Raw genomic sequence first — 15,135 nt, forward strand, 5'->3', positions numbered from 1 at the left:
ATCGTTCTGATGGGTTGAAGGATGTCACCGCGGTCGTGCGCGCAGACGCGCTTGCCTCGCGGTATCCGGGGCGACGCGGGTGCGCCGCCCCGAAAGTCTCACTCGGTCCTATGAGCGAATGCTACTGGATTTCGCCAGCCGCCTTCAGCATGGAGCGGTGCTCTTCTCGCGACGAGATGAAGTAGGATTGCAGGTCGTTGCCAGAGAGCCATGCGCACTGCAGCGCTTGCTTCTTGCAGTAGTCCTGCCACTCGGGCGAATCGTAGACTTTGCGGAACACGCCTTCATAGTAGGCCCGCACGTCGTCTCCGACGCCGCCCGGCATCACCACGGACCGCTGCATGAAGTAGGTCATGCCGTCGTGGCCGAGTTCCTTCATGGTGGGAACGTCGTCGAAGCCAGGGATGCGCTCAGGCGTGAAAGCCGCGATCGGGCGGGCCTTGCCTGCCTGATAAAAGCCCATCTGCTCGGAGGGATTGTTCACGGTCGAATCCGCATGGCCACCCACGAGCTGCTTGGCCACGTCCCCGCCGCCCTTGAAGGGGATGTAGGTCATCTTGAGGCCGAACCGGTTTTCGATCATGCCGGTGACGAGCGAATCCTCCTGACCGGTCCCGGTGCCGGCCATTTTCCATCCCTCGCCCTTCGTCTTGGCGGCAGCGATATATTCCTCCAGGGTCTTGATCGGCGAGTCCGCGTTGACCCAGAGCAGGAAGGTGTCCTCGGCGAGGCGCGCGACGGGGGTCAGTTCCTCGATGTTGACGCCGATGCCCGGGTTGCGCAGCGGGGTTGTGTAGTAGCTGTTCAGCGTCGCCATGATGATGTGCGGATTGCCGGCGTTATCCTTGAGATAGCGCAGCGCGTCCGCGCCCGATCCGCCACCCTTGTTGATCGGGATGAACGGCACGGCGGCGAAATTATTCTTCTCGATGATCGACTGGATGAAGCGGGCGAGCTTGTCGGCGCCACCACCCTGGCCGGCCATCACCACGAATTCGACGGGCTTCTGCGGCTCCCAGGCGCTCGCGCCATCTGCGCTGAGGCCGGCGAGCCCGAGGGCCGTGCCAGCCGCCAGTCCTGCACTGAACAGTCGTCGGGATAATTTCATTCCACTCCTCCCAGGTGACAGGTGATCCAAGACGGTCACCATGTTCCGCAGTCTTGCGGCGGTTACGTGGCCATCCCGCAGCTTTCGCCCCGGCCGGCACGTCCGTTTCATTGGCTGGTGGTATACCACATACATATGGCATCTACAACAGCCGCTGGACGGGCGCTCCGGCCTAACTCCGGCTCGTCCGCAAGCCACGGACCTCGCAGCGATTTGCGCTCCCTTGTCCCGGATGCGGAATTGCCGCGAGGGGCGACGTCGCCACCGCTCGGGCGAAATTCGCCCGATCCGCAGGATTTCAGCGCAATGACCGCGCTGGCAACCGTTGCGCGACCGCCTTGGGTCGTCGAGGGGCATGCGGAATTCGCAGATCGTGAGGCAACTCATGGAAGGCATCCGCTCAACCCAAAGGTGGGCGACGATCCGTACAGCTGCCCCGACGGGCGGCTCGTCGTGCGATGCGAATTCTCGGTGTGCGGCGCACACCCCGCAGGACTTGCCAGGTTTGCGCATTGCTGCGATGCAATAAGCGCAGATGAGAAAAAGAGTGAAATAAATCAAATAGATAAAGCGAAAACGAGTCGTCGATTGCTTGTCCTCGAGCACTTGCTGCGGCGCGAAATGGCATCTATGTATGTGGTATACCACGGGATCGGCGAGAGGTTCTGCCGGACCGATGGAACAAGAAAAACCGAGGTTGAGATGAGCAACGACACCGCCGAGAGCTTCGAGAACACCTACCCGCGCTATCCGTTCGCCCCGCTCGTTCGCATGGCGATTGCCCTTGGCCGACTGATCGCGCTCGCCACCCGATCGGATGGCCGTCGGACGGCTGCCCCGTCGGTGCGCCCCATCGGTCAGCCGCGCACAGCCTGATCGAAGGTCGGCCGGTTCGGTTGCCACTTGCCCACGGCCGCGCGCGAACCGGTGCCCCGGTCGGTGGTGGCGATGCGGAGTTCGTGCGTCTGCGGTGCGTCAGAAGCTGCGACGCGCCTTGACAGCGGCGGCGAGCGTTCCCTCGTCGAGGTAATCGAGTTCGCCGCCGATCGGCACGCCGTGCGCGAGCCGTGAGACGGTTGGCCCGTCTGCGCGCCGCGCGATCAGTTCGCTCACGTAGTGCGCCGTCGCCTGACCTTCGACCGTCGCATTCAGCGCCAGCAGCACTTCGCGAACTTCGCCCTCCACCAGCCGCTGCTCGAGGAGTGCGAGGTTGAGATCCTCGGGCCGCACGCCGTCGAGGGGCGAAAGCGCGCCGCCGAGCACGAGGTAGCGGCCCTTGATCACACCGGCCCGCTCCAGTGCCCAGACGTCGCCGACATCCTCGACCACCACCAGCAGTCCCGGCTCGCGCTTGGGATCACGGCAGATGCCGCACGGATCGAGCGTGTCGAGGCTGCCGCACCGTGAGCATTTCACCACCGCCGCCATCACTGCCTGCAACGCTTCGGCGAGCGGGGCCATCAGCAACTCGCGCCGCTTGATGAGATGCAACGCCGCCTTTCGCGCCGAGCGCGGCCCCAGTCCGGGCAGCCGGGCGAGCATTTGAATGAGGCGGTCGATTTGCGGGCTGGCGAGCGGTTCGGCCATGGCGGCTTCCTTTCGGCGGCGCTCAGAACAGCTTGAGCCCGGGTGGCAGCGGTAGTCCGCCGGTCAGCTCCTGCATTTTGCTCTGCATCATCGCCTCGACGCGGCTCTTGGCGTCCTGGTGGGCCGCCAGGATCAGGTCCTCGATGACCTCGACGTCCTCCGGCTTCACCAGCGACGGGTCGATCGTGAGGCCGCGCATATCGCCCTTGCCATTGAGGCGCACGGTGACGAGGCCACCGCCGGCGCTTCCCGATACTTCCGCGGCAGCGAGTTCGGCTTGCAGGGTTTGCATGCGTTCCTGCAGGCCCCTCATCTGGTTCATCATTCCCATGATGTCTTTCATTACCCGTCCTCCTGGTCCTCTGGTGCCCGTGCGGCTGGTGCATCACGTGGTCGCACCTTGCCGGGCTCGAAGTCGCTGGCGTCGGGGCGCGTCAGCGGCCGCCCTTCTTGCCATCGCCGAGGCGCTGCCCGCTGCCCGATCGCTCGTCCTCGGCGGCCTGCATTCCCGCACCACTCGTGAGCGGTTTGATGTCCTTGATCTGCGCGTCCGGAAAGGCCTCCGCGAATCCGGCGAGCACTGGATCGTCGGCGATGTAATTCTGCTCACGCTCGAGGTGCGCCTTGCGCTCCTCTGCGATCGTCGCGCCGCCGCGTGTACGCGAGATGACGACGAGCCAGCGCTGTCCGGTCCACTCGGTCAGCTTGCGCCCGAGATCTCCGGCCAGTGAGCTGGGTGCGTCGTCCTCGACGCTGATCTCGATGCGCCCGGGCTCGAACGAGATCGGCCGCACGTCGTTCTCGAGCGCCAGCTTGAGACGGATGTCCCGCTTGCGGTCTGCGAGATCGACCACGTCCTCGAGTGAGGTGAGGAGCGTGAACTCGGGGGCCGGTGTGCCCTCCAGCTCCCAATCCGGCACCATCTCGCCGGTGAATTCGCCATAGGGCTCCGCGGACCAGTCGCCGCCGAACGTATCGTCGTCGGCGACCTCCGGGCGCTGCGCATTGCCCGCCTCGTTCCCGTTTGGCCGCGCCCCGACCGCGTTCTCTCTCACGCCCGCGCCCGCGTCGGCTGGTGGGGGCGTACTCTGCCTGTTGAGCGGCGGCTTCGCCGCGCTCGTCAGGGTTGGCCCGGCATGGCCGGACGCTTGCGCCTCGGCGCCACCGCCGCGTCCCTCCGCCAGCAGCCGGGCGAGTTCTTCCGGACCCGGCAATGTCGCCATGTGGGTCAGCCGAATGAGGATCATGTCGGCGGCGGCGTGGATGTCCGGTGCGCGCCCCGCCTCCTCGATGCCCTTGACCAGCGTCTGCCAGGCCCGTGTGACGAGCCCGAGCGAAAGGCGCCCGGCGAGCCGGCCGGCCATCTCTCGCTCGGCCGCGCTCAGCATCTCACCCGCGCCCTTGACCCCAGCCACCTTGGCCCGCGCAACGATGTGCGCGACTTCGGCGAGGTCCACCAGGACCTGCAACGGCTCCGCCCCGTCTGAGTGGAGCGCTTCGAGCCGCCCGAGCGCGCCCGCCCCGTCTCCGGCCATCACCGTCTCGAAGAGATCGAGCGTTCGCCCGCGATCGGCGAGGCCGAGCATGGCGCGCACGTTCTCGGCCGTCACTTTACCCGACCCGATCGCCAGCGCCTGATCGAGGATCGAGAGCCCATCGCGCACCGAGCCCTCCGACGCGCGGGCAATGAGCGCGAGCGCCTCGGTCTCGGCCATGCCGCCCTCGCGCTCGACGATGCCGCCGAAATGGCGCGTCAGCAGCGTGCCGTCGACGCGTCTGAGATCGAAGCGCTGGCAGCGCGACAGCACCGTGACCGGAACCTTGCGCACTTCGGTCGTCGCGAAGATGAACTTGACGTGCGCGGGCGGCTCCTCGAGCGTCTTGAGGAGGGCGTTGAACGCCCCCTTCGAGAGCATGTGCACCTCGTCGATGATGAAAACCTTGAAGCGCGCCAGCACGGGTCGGTAGCGGGCGCTTTCGATGATCTCGCGAACGTTGTCGATGCCGGTGTTGGAGGCCGCGTCCATCTCGACCACGTCGGGGTGCCGGCTTTCGATGATTTCCCGGCAATGGCGCCCGATCTCGCCGATTTCGATCGTCGGGGCACCGCTGCGTCCGTCCTCGGAATCACATGGCGCGTAATTGAGCGCGCGTGCCAGGATCCGGGCGGTCGTCGTCTTGCCGACCCCGCGCACGCCGGTCAGCATGTAGGCCTGCGCGATCCGCCCCGTCGAAAAGGCATTGCGCAGGGTGCGCACCATCGGCTCCTGGCCGATCAGGTCTTCGAATGCTTGCGGCCGGTACTTGCGCGCCAGCACGACATAGGGTCCGGCCGCCCCGTTCGCGTCGTCTCCTGTCGAGGTCACGGGCTCCATCCTGGTCAAGCTTTTCGCGGGCAGCCGTTTGCCGGCCGAAGCAGGGTCCAGCGCCCGGGCCGCGTCGCCTTCGACCCGCTACGGCTGCAAGACGGGTTGCGGAGTCGAGGCGAACACGAAGGTCGGCTCGTCTGCCAGCCGGCGCCGGCCGCTCGTGCCGGCGCGTCCCGCCGGTGGTCCATTGCCCTTCGCCTGTGGCCCGTTGCCCCGGTCGGCTTCGACCGGCCCGGCGCACGCGAAGCCGGCAACAGAGGCCGGCCGATAATGATATAGGAGGCTGGTCGGCAACCCGCGTCTTGCTCGTTGGGGCTGCTTCCTTCCGGACCTGACCCGGTTGGCGAGGGACTCGTCCGCCGCCAACCTCCCGCCGGGAGTATTGTCATTCCGCGTCAGGCATGCAAGAGCGCAGCGCAGCCCTCTCCACCACACCGTCCGAAACCGGCATGTTCGCCCTCGATCCCCGCCTCGCCTCCGACACCCGCCACGTGAGCGACCTTGCGCTCTCGGCGGTGCGTCTCATGGACGATCGCCGCTTTCCCTGGCTCATCCTTGTGCCGAGGCGCGCGGGTGCCGTGGAACTCGTCGACCTTGTCGAGGCCGACCGTCTGGTGTTGCTCGAGGAGATCTCTCTCGTCTCGCGCGTGTTGCAGCGCGCGTTCGCACCGGACAAATTGAACGTTGCCGCGCTCGGCAATCTCGTGCCGCAACTGCACGTCCATGTCATTGCACGCTTTCGCGCTGACCCTGCCTGGCCACGCCCGGTCTGGGGTGTCGGTGAGCCCGCCCCCTATGGCGAGGTCGAGGGGGGTGAGCGCGCGGGTCGACTTGCCGAAGCGATCGCCGGTGGCTAGTGCAGCGCATCCGACGTTCGGTACCCGCTCGCAGCACGGTTTCGAACCAAACGTCGGATGCATAAGCTGAACTAGAATCATGAACTTGCTAGTGTTCTTCTTGGCTCCGACACTTGGTCGATCGCGTGCCGCAAAAGGGTGCCAAGTGTCGGAGCCGGAACACCAGAGCCCCAGGGGCGCTTGCTTGCGCATTTGCACGCCGCTCCGCGGGAGCGCAATTGGCTGGAGAGAGCATGCCGACACTCGGGAACGCGCCATTTCTGGACCGGGCGAGCCACAAGCGGGCCAACCACGACTGGCTGATGGAACTTTACCGACAGCCATCGAGCCGCACGATGGTGCTCGTCGAATTGAACCCGGTGATCGTCGGTGCGGGCGAAGGCGTCGAGACCACCCTGAAGTGGTTCTGCCACGAGGACATCGTGCGCTTCGAGCTCGAGCGGGAGATCCCGGTGTTCCTCGGCATCGACGAAGACGGTGTCGGCATTTTCGCGCTGGCACTGTCCGAGCACCGCGCCCGCGCCGTTCATGCCCCGATCGAAACGTTCCGGCCGCAGGTCGACGTGCGCAGCCTCGCCATCCAGGACGTCCTGCCGCGTGCCGAATTGGCCATTGCCGGCGAGGCGCGCGCACTTGCCGCCTGGCATCGGGCGCAGCGCTGCTGCGGGCACTGCGGCGGCTCCAATCGCAAACGCGACGGTGGCTGGAAACTGACGTGCTGGGCGTGCGGGCAGGACCACTTCCCGCGCACCGACCCTGTCGTGATCATGCTGATCGAGGACGGTGACCGTTGCCTGCTCGGGCATGAGCCGCGCTTTCCCGAGGGCCTCTACTCGACGCTCGCCGGCTTCGTGGAACCCGGTGAGGACATCGAGAACGCCGTGCGCCGCGAGACCAAGGAGGAGGCCGGCATCGAGATCGGGCGCGTCGCCTACGTCCAGAGCCAGCCCTGGCCGTTCCCCCACTCGATCATGATCGGTTGCTGGGCCGAGGCTCTCTCTCGCGACATCGTGGTCGACCCGACCGAGGTCGTCGACGCCCGCTGGTTCACGCGCGAGGAGGTCCGCCGCATGCTCGAGGACAAACACGAACTGAACCTGCGCGTGCCCGGCCGCTATTCCATCGCCTGGCGCCTCATCACGCGTTTTGCCGAGGGCTGGTCGCCGTTCCGCTGAGGGGGACGGCGCGGTGCGGCCATTCGAACGGTGCCACGGCACCGGTCGTTCGGCGAGGGCAGCTTGCGCTCGCGCCGACAGTCAATTCTGATCGTGGCGGATCACGCCGGCTTGATTTCCATCCCGTCCGGTCAGACGCAGCGTCCGCCATCCACTTCGAGTGCCACGCCGGTCACGAAACTCGCCTCGTCGCTGGCAAGATAGAGCGCGGCGCCCGCGATGTCGTCCGGCCGCGACATCCGGCCCATCGGGATCGTCGCCAGGAATTTTTTCCGGTTCTCCGGCGTGTCCGGCATGCCCATGAAGCGCTCGAGCATGCCCGTCTCCCCGATCACCGGGCAGAGCGCGTTGACGCGGATGTTCTGCGGCGCCAGCTCGACCGCCATCGACTTGGTGAGGATCACCGCCGCGCCCTTCGAGCCGTTGTACCAGGTCAGGCCGGGTCGCGGTCTGAGGCCGGCGGTCGAAGCCGTGTTGATGATGACGCCGCCGCCACGTTGTTGCATGAGCGGCACGACCTCTAGGGTGGCGAGGTAGATGGCCTTGACGTTGACCGCATAGGTCCGGTCGAATTCCTCCTCGCTGACCTGGAGGAGCGGCTGGTTGACGTGCGTGTAGCCAGCGTTGTTGACCAGGATGTCGAGTCCGCCGAAGGCCTCGACCGCGGTGCCCACCATGCGCGCGACATCCTCGCGCCGGGTGACGTCGGCCGTGACGGCACGCGCATCGTTGGAGATTTCGCGCGCGACGGCCTCGGCGCCCGGGCCGTTGAGGTCGGCGACGACCACCCGCGCGCCCTCGCGCGCGAAGGTTGCCGCGATCGCCCGCCCGAATCCGGAGGCGCCCCCCGTGACGATTGCGACCTTGTCCCTGAGCCTCATGCTGCATCCTCCCTTGCCGGCGCCGCGCCACGGCGCTCGGGCCCGAGAGTTGCTGGCCGTGCGGGACCAGTCAAGCAGCGCCTGAGCTGCTCCTTTCGGCGCCGCCCCTCCCGGGCCGGCGTCGGACGCTCGGTGCTCGGCCTGCGCTGGCAGATCAGCGGGTCGAGGCGATTTCCATCGACCAGGGGCCTGCGGCAGCCTTGGTCGCGGCCGCCTGTGTCGGGCGAAGGCCCGCGGCCGGGGTCGCCTGCGCCGATGCCACGGTGGCCGGGGCCGATGCGGCGGCCGGCGTTTCGCCGGACTGCTGGCCCGAGGCTGGCCTGAGATCGATAGGCGTGCTGGGCGGCTGCGGCGCCGTCATGGCGGCGGCGAGGGCCGATCCAGTGTGCGCCGTTGTCGAAGGGGCGAGGCTGGACCCGTTGAGGTCACCGAGGCTTTCCACCATGGCGAGGTTGCTGGCGAGGCGGCTCGAGGTCTCGCCGTCGTCGCTCGCCGTCTTGGCAACCCGCAGCAATTCCGCAGCCGAACTCGCCGAGCCCGAAAGGGCGTGGGCAAGGGCGAGGTTGTTGAGGATCGCGGGGTTGTTCGGGCTGACGGCGTTCGCCCGCTCGAGTGTCTCGATGGCGCGTTCGCGTTCGCCGAGCTGGGCGAGCGAGGCGCCAAGGGCCGAGAGCGTCCGCCAGTCGGGGCTGGCCGGATCGACGGCCTTCATCAGGATGTCGCGAGCCAGCTCCACCTCGCCGAGTTTGAGGGCGAGACGGCCATATTCCGAGGCGATCCGCTTGCTCTGACCGTTCGCCATGTGGGCCCGCTCGAGGACGGCGAGGGCGCGGCGTTCTTCGCCGATGTAGCGCAGGTTCTGCGAGTAGGCGACGGCGGTCGCCTCGTCGCCGGGTTTGGCGATGAAGCGCTGGCCCCAATAGGAGACCGATTCCTGGATCTCGCGCGGCGACGGCTTGCCGGCTTCGCTCGTCGAGACGGGAGCTTCGGCAGGCGCCGCGCTCAGACCGGCAAGGCTCAGCGCCTCGCCCGCCTGCGAGCAGGCCCCGAGCGTCAAGGCCGCGAGACAAGCTATTGCGACCGGTAGGAAGCGACCGGCGGGGGCAGACACGGAACGATCGTGCGACGACATGGTTTGACCTCGTCCGCCGCCAAGGGGCGGGTTCGTTTCTCTCTGGCGTTACATTGTGGGACAAAGCTCAAGAATTGCTTAAGCATGGGCAAGGAGTGCACGCACACCCGGCGCCCTCGCCGGCACTTCTTGGCGAAGTCGGAGGAAAAGGCTTAGAAGTGGCTCCTTCGATCCCACGAGACCGAAGGAGCCGCCATGGCCAGGAAATCCGCCTTCGAAATCGCCCGTCGCGCCGGCGAAGCCTTCGTTCCCGAGCGCGATGCCGGTGGCGCAACGCCGCTTTGGCTGGTCTGGGGCGACGATCTTGCCTCGATCCAAAAGGCGATCGGCAAGGCCGGCCAGGCGTGGCTGGAGGCGACCGCATTCAAGCCGGCGGCCGGCGCGTTCGCACTCCTTCCCGGCACCAAGGGTGAGCTCACCGCCGTGGTCGGCTGCCTCGATGCCGCATCGCCCGAAACGCCCTTCGGGCCGTTCGCCCTCGGTCAGCTCGCGAGCGATCTGCCGCCCGGCGACTATCGGCTCGCCAACCCGCCGGCCGATCCGCATCTGGCCGCTCTGCTCGTGACCGGCTGGGCACTCGGGGGTTACGAGTTCACCGCCTACCGCCCGCAGCGCGCCAAGCGCGCCTCGCCCCGCGCCCGGCTGGCCCTTCCGGATGGCTTGCGCCGCCGCGCCATCGAGGACGTCGTCGTCGCCGTCACCTTCGCCCGCGATCTCGTCAACACCCCCGCCAACGACCTCGGCCCCGACGAACTCGAGGAGGCCGCGCGTGCCCTCGCCAAGGTCCATGGGGCCGAGTTGCGGTCGGTCGTCGGCGATGCCCTCCTCACCGAGAACTTTCCGATGATCCACGCGGTCGGCCGCGCCAGCGTGCGCGCGCCGCGCCTCGTCGAATTGCGCTGGGCGCCTCCCCGCCTCGCCAAGTCCGCACCCCGCCTCGCGCTCGTCGGAAAGGGCATCTGTTTCGACACCGGTGGCCTCGACATCAAACCGGCATTGGGCATGCTGCTGATGAAGAAGGACATGGGTGGCGCGGCGAGCGTGCTCGCGCTGGCCCACATGGTGATGAGCGCCAAGCTCGCCGTCGACTTGCGTGTGTTGCTGGCCGTCGCCGAGAACAGCATCTCGGGCAACGCCTTTCGCCCGGGCGACGTGCTGACGGCGCGCAATGGCAGCACCGTCGAGATCCAGAACACCGACGCCGAGGGTCGCCTGGTTCTCGCCGATGCCCTGGCCCTCGCGGACGAGGAGAAGCCGGACGACATCGTCTCCTTCGCCACCTTGACGGGGGCCGCCCGCGTCGCCCTTGGACCGGACCTGCCGCCGCTCTATTCGACAGACCCGGCCTTCGCCGAGGCCCTCGCCGGGGCCGGCCGCGAAGTGCTCGACCCGCTCTGGCCGATGCCGCTGTGGCGCCCCTATGCCAAGATGCTCGCGACGCCGATCGCCGATGTGAACCACGCTTCCGACAGCCCATTTGGCGGCTCGATAACAGCCGCGCTCTTTCTCGAGCGTTTCGTCAAGGCGGCCAAGCGCTACACCCATCTCGACATCTACGGCTGGGTGCCCGCACGCCGGCCGGCGAGCCCCAAGGGGGGCGAGGCGCAGGGCGCGCGCGCGCTCTTCCACCTTCTAGAGCAGCGCCATGGGTCCGCCTCATAGCATCGCCAACGTGCGCCGCCATTCATGTGAGACCGACGGGAACGTCACCATGTCGCAAGAGCCGCCCGATCGCCGATTGCATGCCTACCGTCCCGATCTCGCCGATCGCGCCCTTCAGGGCGTTGTGGAGGCTGAGCGCTTCGTCGACGGCGAGGTGCGCCATGTCGCCGCCGCCAAGCTCGCTGTCCGCAGGGAGCCGTCGCACGGCGCGCGCCTCGAGACCGAGGCGCTCTGCAACGAGATGGTGCGCGTCTTCGAGGATCAGGGCGGCTGGGCCTGGGTGCAGCTGCAATCGGATGGCTACGTTGGCTACGTCGAGAGCGCCGCGCTCGCCCGCGGCCCGTCTCTTTCAGCCCATCGCATCGCCGTCCCTCGCACGTTCGTTTTTCCGGAGCCCGATATCAAATCGCGTCCCCTCGGCGTGCATTACCTCGGCGCCATCGTCGGCGTTTCCGACGAGGAGGCGGGCTTCGTCCGTCTCGCTTCGTCCGATCGGGGTGGGCTCGGACCGGGGTATGTCCACGCAGCGCACGTCGTGCCGCTGCGCCGCGTCACGCCGGATTACGTGGAGGTCGCGACGCACTTCATCGGCGTGCCCTATCTCTGGGGTGGCAAATCCGCCGATGGCATCGACTGTTCCGGACTCATCCAGGTCTCGCTGACGGCGGCCGGCATCACTTGCCCGCGCGACAGCGATATGCAACTCGCGGAACTCGGCGAGTTGCCCGAGGACCCGACGAGCCTCGGGCGTGGCGACCTCATTTTCTGGAAGGGCCATGTCGGCATGATGTTGGATGCAACCCGCCTGTTGCATGCCAACGCCCATCATATGATGGTGACGAGCGAACTGCTCGACCAGGCCGTCGAGCGGATCACCGAACGCACCGGAGAGAGTATTCTCGGCGTACGCCGCCTCTATGGCGAGGCAGCCGGGGGCTGATCGGCATCTAGAGTTCTTCAGTGCGTTCCGCGATCCGCGGCTCCGTGATCTCAGTGGCTCGTGCCGCGCCGTCCGCGGCTCCTTGTGCCTGGTCCGCGTCGTGCCGGGTTTCCACCACCACCGGCATGCGTTGATGGATGATCATGATCTTCTGCCAGATCTTGCGCGAGAGGTCTGTCGTCAACTGTTCGATCTCGTTGACCGTTTCCGTCACCGCACGGTCGTCGAGGCTCTGGGCATAGAGCGCGGCGACCTTGCCCGTCAGGGACAGCATTTCCGAGCAATAGTCGAGATAACGGGTCAGCTCGAACGGCGTCATCGTGCGTGCTGGCGAGTGGGCGGTTCTGTGCTCACCCTCGACCAGGACGCCCGGGTCCTTGGTGAGTTGGTGCATGTCGATCACGTGCACGATGGCGCGAAGCCCGTGCAGATCGCGCAGCGCCCGACCCCGCTTCACCCGCCGTTCGACCGTCGCCAGAAAAAAGGCCGCCGCCCCCATCAGCACGACGACGTTGAAGAACGCCTCGATGCCCTGCAGCACGCCGAAGAGGTCGTCGGTGGTGCGCTTGACCTGGATGATGTTCGTGACCGCGATCAGCACCGCGAGCCCGATCGCCATGAGCAGGCCGACCGCGAGCCGCAGGGTCCAATTCGGCTCCTTGATCTTCTCGGCCCGGGCACTGGTCTGCGCAGCGAGGTCGGTCAGTTCTCGCGCAACGCTCGCCAGACCCGCTCCGGCGAACCGTTCCTCGATGCGCAGGGTGAGGCGCTCGAGCGTCTGGATGATCTTGTTCGGGTCGAGCCGGCGGTACATGTCTCGTTTCGTCTCCGCCGGTTGGCTGCCTTCGGGTGGCTGTCGAGCCGACCCTCCCGCTTCATGGGCGGTTGCCCCGCGCTCAAGCCGCCAAGTCGTCGCGCGCCTGCCGCGCGGCCTCGACGATGAGCCAGCTCCCCATGAGCATCGCCAGCGCTGCGGCTGCCAGTTTGCCCGACGGACCGGCGACCGCAAGATCGAACGGCTTGCCGAAGTAGGCCGCCATGAATGCGATGAGCGCAAGTGGATAGAGCGCCACACCGAGCCAGGCGCCCGGGGTGCGCCTCTGCTGGCCGCGGACCAGCATCGCCATGCTCGGCCAGAGCAGGACCGTCAGCAGCGCCATGTGTCCGATCACGACCTCGGTCGTACCCGTCGCGAGCGCCTGATAGGACAGCCCCGCCGCCGCTCCGCAGGCCGCCAGCACGGCGCCGAGACCGGCGGCAACGGCGGTCATGACGAGACCATATCGCACCCCGCCAGCGCCTTGGAGTGCGCGCGTCAGCAACGCATTGCTCCGGCGCAGCGGCGTTGCGACAATTGCCCGGGTCACATTGTCGAACGTCGGCGGCAGCAGGTTCATGGGACATCCTGTCGGGTTCAATTGGAAGGCTCAACCTTCTGACATGTAACGGTTAATGTACGATTAACCCTGACGTCGCGTGTGCTTGCCGGTCATTCGGCGCGGCCCATTCAGCTGCGCCGTCCGAAGCCGGTCTGGCCGCGCCCGCCACCCGATGGATGCGATCCGGCAGCCGATCCCACGCCCCGGCGTGCCGCGCCCGCACGCGCGTCGATCGGTTTGGAGTAGCGTCCCTCGGGCGCGCGCCCGCCCCCCATTCCCCCGGCGTGAGCGACGGCGAAGCGCTGGCCGTCGAGCGAGGGCACGGCCCCGCGCATCGCCTCCTCGGCCTTCGCCATCCAGGCTGCATCGCTCACTGCATCGCTGGTATCCCTGCCGCCACCGGCCGCACCGCGCGGCGATGAACCAAAACCGGTGCCGTTGGGCGAGGGACCGTAGCGATTGTCGCCCGCGTTGCCTGGAAAGAACCCGAGCCAGATCATCATGGCGACGTTGATGAGGATCGCCAGAACGATGAACATGCCGCCGAGCGCGTTGAGCAGGAACGGCACGCCGTAGATCGGGATGAGGAGCGCCGCGGACTGACCGAGGTCGTGCAGCCGCTTGGACGTTATGGCGAGCGAGCACCAGACGAGGACGAGGAACGCCGCGAGCCCGACGCCGGCGAGCGGCAGCATCATCTCGACCTTCTGCTCGGACGTGAGCGTATCGACGTCGACCGCTCCGATCCCGAGATTGCCGGCCGTCACGATCCCGAAGAGGAAGAAGCACCACACGAGCACGCCCATGATGAGGGCAGAGACCCAATAGTGCAGGCGGTTGATGCGTCCTTCGAAGGAAAAGAGGAAGCCGAGCAGTGACATGACCCCACCATGGCGTGAGCGTGAGCGCAAATCGTCACCGGCCGGGGAGGAGCGGTCCGGATCGCCATGATGTTAGCTGGGGAAGACTGCAATGCCGTCTAGACGTCGTTCAGAATTGTCCTGCTGCGGGCAACCCGGTGTTAAGCCGGGTCGCTGCCCGCCTCAGTCGCGCAGCAATTCGTTGATCGACGTCTTGGAACGCGTCTGTTCGTCCACGCGCTTGACGATGACGGCGCAATAGAGCCCGGGTTGGCCGTCCTTGCCGGGCAGCGTGCCCGGAACGACGACGGAATAGGCCGGCACCTCGCCGCGGTGCACCTTGCCCGTTTCGCGATCGACGATCTTCGTCGAGGCGCCGAGGTAGACGCCCATGGACAGCACCGCCCCCTCGCGCACGATGACACCCTCGGCCACTTCCGAGCGCGCGCCGATGAAGCAATTGTCCTCGATGATGACCGGTCCGGCCTGAAGCGGTTCGAGCACACCGCCGATGCCCGCCCCACCCGAAATGTGGCAGTTCTTGCCGATCTGCGCGCAGCTTCCAACGGTCGCCCAGGTATCGACCATGGTGCCGCTGTCGACATAGGCTCCGAGATTGACGAAGGACGGCATCAGCACGACGCCCGGCGCGATGTAGGCCGAGCGCCGCACGGTGCAGTTCGGCACCGCCCGAAAGCCTGCCGCGCGGAATCGTGCCGCATCCCAGTCGGCCCACTTCGAGGGCACCTTGTCCCACCACGTGCCGCCGCCGGCGCTCCCCGATATCGTGCTCATGTCATTGAGGCGGAAGGAGAGCAGAACCGCCTTCTTGAGCCACTGATTGACCCGCCAGCTGCCGTCTCCGGCGCGCTCTGCTACGCGCGCCCGTCCGCTGTCGAGGAGGTCGAGTGCGCCCTCGACCGCCTCGCGGACCGCGCCTCCGGTCGCGGGCGTTATCCCGTCGCGCGCCTCGAAGGCCGCGTCGATGGTCTTGGATAGCTCGGCTATTGGCGTGTCGGCTGACATAGGGCTCGTGCTCGTCGATGGGCCGGTCGCAGGACCAGGCTGGCGTTGTGGTGGCACTTCTGCGGGCCGGCGGGCCGGGTTGTCAACATCGCGTCGGCCGCCGTTCGAACGGCCGCGAGGCGGGTGCCCGGCACGATCTCGCGACTTGCCCGGTGTTGT

Annotated in this window: 15 protein-coding genes and 1 other RNA gene; 5 read left to right on the forward strand and 11 right to left on the reverse strand. The window is 67.2% G+C overall.

The window, feature by feature from the left end; genetic code table 11:
* Positions 1 to 121: 121 nt before the first annotated feature.
* Positions 122 to 1,108, reverse strand: a complete 987-nt coding sequence (locus GC150_04485; protein MBI1384149.1) for a tripartite tricarboxylate transporter substrate binding protein — start codon at positions 1,106 to 1,108, stop codon at positions 122 to 124.
* 306 nt (positions 1,109 to 1,414) lie between these two features.
* On the opposite strand from GC150_04485, the gene GC150_04490 reads away from it, so the two are divergent.
* The gene (locus tag GC150_04490) at positions 1,415 to 1,984 is read left to right on the forward strand and encodes a hypothetical protein (protein ID MBI1384150.1); all 570 of its coding nucleotides are present in this window, start codon (positions 1,415 to 1,417) and stop codon (positions 1,982 to 1,984) included.
* 99 nt (positions 1,985 to 2,083) lie between these two features.
* On the opposite strand, the gene recR is transcribed toward GC150_04490, so the two are convergent.
* The 4 genes from recR to ffs all read right to left on the reverse strand — a co-directional run bounded on the left by recR (position 2,084) and on the right by ffs (position 5,436).
* Positions 2,084 to 2,695 carry a recombination protein RecR gene (gene recR / locus GC150_04495; GenBank protein ID MBI1384151.1) on the reverse strand — a complete coding sequence of 204 codons (612 nt, stop codon included), beginning with the start codon at positions 2,693 to 2,695 and terminating at the stop codon, positions 2,084 to 2,086.
* 22 nt (positions 2,696 to 2,717) lie between these two features.
* The gene (locus tag GC150_04500) at positions 2,718 to 3,038 is read right to left on the reverse strand and encodes a YbaB/EbfC family nucleoid-associated protein (GenBank protein ID MBI1384152.1); all 321 of its coding nucleotides are present in this window, start codon (positions 3,036 to 3,038) and stop codon (positions 2,718 to 2,720) included.
* A gap of 91 nt (positions 3,039 to 3,129) precedes the next feature.
* Positions 3,130 to 5,070 carry a DNA polymerase III subunit gamma/tau gene (locus GC150_04505; GenBank protein ID MBI1384153.1) on the reverse strand — a complete coding sequence of 647 codons (1,941 nt, stop codon included), beginning with the start codon at positions 5,068 to 5,070 and terminating at the stop codon, positions 3,130 to 3,132.
* A 268-nt stretch (positions 5,071 to 5,338) separates the two neighbouring features.
* Positions 5,339 to 5,436: signal recognition particle sRNA small type (gene ffs / locus GC150_04510), an RNA gene on the reverse strand.
* Between the two features lie 77 nt (positions 5,437 to 5,513).
* On the opposite strand from ffs, the gene GC150_04515 reads away from it, so the two are divergent.
* Complete coding sequence (locus GC150_04515; protein ID MBI1384154.1) at positions 5,514 to 5,921, forward strand: HIT domain-containing protein; 408 nt, start codon at positions 5,514 to 5,516, stop codon at positions 5,919 to 5,921.
* A gap of 233 nt (positions 5,922 to 6,154) precedes the next feature.
* Positions 6,155 to 7,096, forward strand: a complete 942-nt coding sequence (gene nudC, locus GC150_04520) for an NAD(+) diphosphatase (GenBank protein ID MBI1384155.1) — start codon at positions 6,155 to 6,157, stop codon at positions 7,094 to 7,096.
* 131 nt (positions 7,097 to 7,227) lie between these two features.
* Here the strand turns inward: nudC and GC150_04525 are convergent, their stop codons facing one another.
* Together GC150_04525 and GC150_04530 are read right to left on the reverse strand one after the other, a co-directional pair.
* Positions 7,228 to 7,977 carry a glucose 1-dehydrogenase gene (locus GC150_04525; protein MBI1384156.1) on the reverse strand — a complete coding sequence of 250 codons (750 nt, stop codon included), beginning with the start codon at positions 7,975 to 7,977 and terminating at the stop codon, positions 7,228 to 7,230.
* Between the two features lie 154 nt (positions 7,978 to 8,131).
* Positions 8,132 to 9,109, reverse strand: a complete 978-nt coding sequence (locus tag GC150_04530) for a tetratricopeptide repeat protein (protein MBI1384157.1) — start codon at positions 9,107 to 9,109, stop codon at positions 8,132 to 8,134.
* A gap of 195 nt (positions 9,110 to 9,304) precedes the next feature.
* Between GC150_04530 and GC150_04535 the strand changes: the two genes are divergently transcribed.
* Positions 9,305 to 10,771 carry a leucyl aminopeptidase family protein gene (locus GC150_04535; GenBank protein MBI1384158.1) on the forward strand — a complete coding sequence of 489 codons (1,467 nt, stop codon included), beginning with the start codon at positions 9,305 to 9,307 and terminating at the stop codon, positions 10,769 to 10,771.
* Between the two features lie 49 nt (positions 10,772 to 10,820).
* A complete protein-coding gene (locus tag GC150_04540; protein MBI1384159.1) occupies positions 10,821 to 11,711 on the forward strand; it encodes a peptidase P60 in 891 nt (296 codons plus the stop codon).
* 7 nt (positions 11,712 to 11,718) lie between these two features.
* Here the strand turns inward: GC150_04540 and GC150_04545 are convergent, their stop codons facing one another.
* The 4 genes from GC150_04545 to dapD all read right to left on the reverse strand — a co-directional run bounded on the left by GC150_04545 (position 11,719) and on the right by dapD (position 14,976).
* Positions 11,719 to 12,525 (reverse strand): hypothetical protein, encoded by an 807-nt coding sequence (locus tag GC150_04545; protein ID MBI1384160.1) that lies wholly within the window; start codon positions 12,523 to 12,525, stop codon positions 11,719 to 11,721.
* 82 nt (positions 12,526 to 12,607) lie between these two features.
* Positions 12,608 to 13,108, reverse strand: coding sequence for a hypothetical protein (locus tag GC150_04550; GenBank protein ID MBI1384161.1), 501 nt, complete (start codon positions 13,106 to 13,108; stop codon positions 12,608 to 12,610).
* Between the two features lie 110 nt (positions 13,109 to 13,218).
* Positions 13,219 to 13,971, reverse strand: a complete 753-nt coding sequence (locus GC150_04555) for a DUF805 domain-containing protein (GenBank protein MBI1384162.1) — start codon at positions 13,969 to 13,971, stop codon at positions 13,219 to 13,221.
* A gap of 162 nt (positions 13,972 to 14,133) precedes the next feature.
* Positions 14,134 to 14,976: a 2,3,4,5-tetrahydropyridine-2,6-dicarboxylate N-succinyltransferase gene (dapD, locus tag GC150_04560; GenBank protein MBI1384163.1), complete on the reverse strand. Its 843-nt coding sequence runs from the start codon at positions 14,974 to 14,976 to the stop codon at positions 14,134 to 14,136.
* Positions 14,977 to 15,135: the final 159 nt, after the last annotated feature.

This window comes from Hyphomicrobiales bacterium (assembly GCA_016125495.1).
Taxonomy (GTDB): domain Bacteria; phylum Pseudomonadota; class Alphaproteobacteria; order Rhizobiales; family RI-29; genus RI-29.

What these genes read in the sequence shown, in the direction of transcription:
- GC150_04485 (MBI1384149.1), bottom strand. Translation starts at nt 1,108, where the DNA reads ATGAAATTATCCCGACGACTGTTCAGTGCAGGACTGGCGGCTGGCACG.
- GC150_04490 (MBI1384150.1), top strand. Translation starts at nt 1,415, where the DNA reads ATGACCGCGCTGGCAACCGTTGCGCGACCGCCTTGGGTCGTCGAGGGG.
- recR (MBI1384151.1), bottom strand. Translation starts at nt 2,695, where the DNA reads ATGGCCGAACCGCTCGCCAGCCCGCAAATCGACCGCCTCATTCAAATG.
- GC150_04500 (MBI1384152.1), bottom strand. Translation starts at nt 3,038, where the DNA reads ATGAAAGACATCATGGGAATGATGAACCAGATGAGGGGCCTGCAGGAA.
- GC150_04505 (MBI1384153.1), bottom strand. Translation starts at nt 5,070, where the DNA reads ATGGAGCCCGTGACCTCGACAGGAGACGACGCGAACGGGGCGGCCGGA.
- GC150_04515 (MBI1384154.1), top strand. Translation starts at nt 5,514, where the DNA reads ATGTTCGCCCTCGATCCCCGCCTCGCCTCCGACACCCGCCACGTGAGC.
- nudC (MBI1384155.1), top strand. Translation starts at nt 6,155, where the DNA reads ATGCCGACACTCGGGAACGCGCCATTTCTGGACCGGGCGAGCCACAAG.
- GC150_04525 (MBI1384156.1), bottom strand. Translation starts at nt 7,977, where the DNA reads ATGAGGCTCAGGGACAAGGTCGCAATCGTCACGGGGGGCGCCTCCGGA.
- GC150_04530 (MBI1384157.1), bottom strand. Translation starts at nt 9,109, where the DNA reads ATGTCGTCGCACGATCGTTCCGTGTCTGCCCCCGCCGGTCGCTTCCTA.
- GC150_04535 (MBI1384158.1), top strand. Translation starts at nt 9,305, where the DNA reads ATGGCCAGGAAATCCGCCTTCGAAATCGCCCGTCGCGCCGGCGAAGCC.
- GC150_04540 (MBI1384159.1), top strand. Translation starts at nt 10,821, where the DNA reads ATGTCGCAAGAGCCGCCCGATCGCCGATTGCATGCCTACCGTCCCGAT.
- GC150_04545 (MBI1384160.1), bottom strand. Translation starts at nt 12,525, where the DNA reads ATGTACCGCCGGCTCGACCCGAACAAGATCATCCAGACGCTCGAGCGC.
- GC150_04550 (MBI1384161.1), bottom strand. Translation starts at nt 13,108, where the DNA reads ATGAACCTGCTGCCGCCGACGTTCGACAATGTGACCCGGGCAATTGTC.
- GC150_04555 (MBI1384162.1), bottom strand. Translation starts at nt 13,971, where the DNA reads ATGTCACTGCTCGGCTTCCTCTTTTCCTTCGAAGGACGCATCAACCGC.
- dapD (MBI1384163.1), bottom strand. Translation starts at nt 14,976, where the DNA reads ATGTCAGCCGACACGCCAATAGCCGAGCTATCCAAGACCATCGACGCG.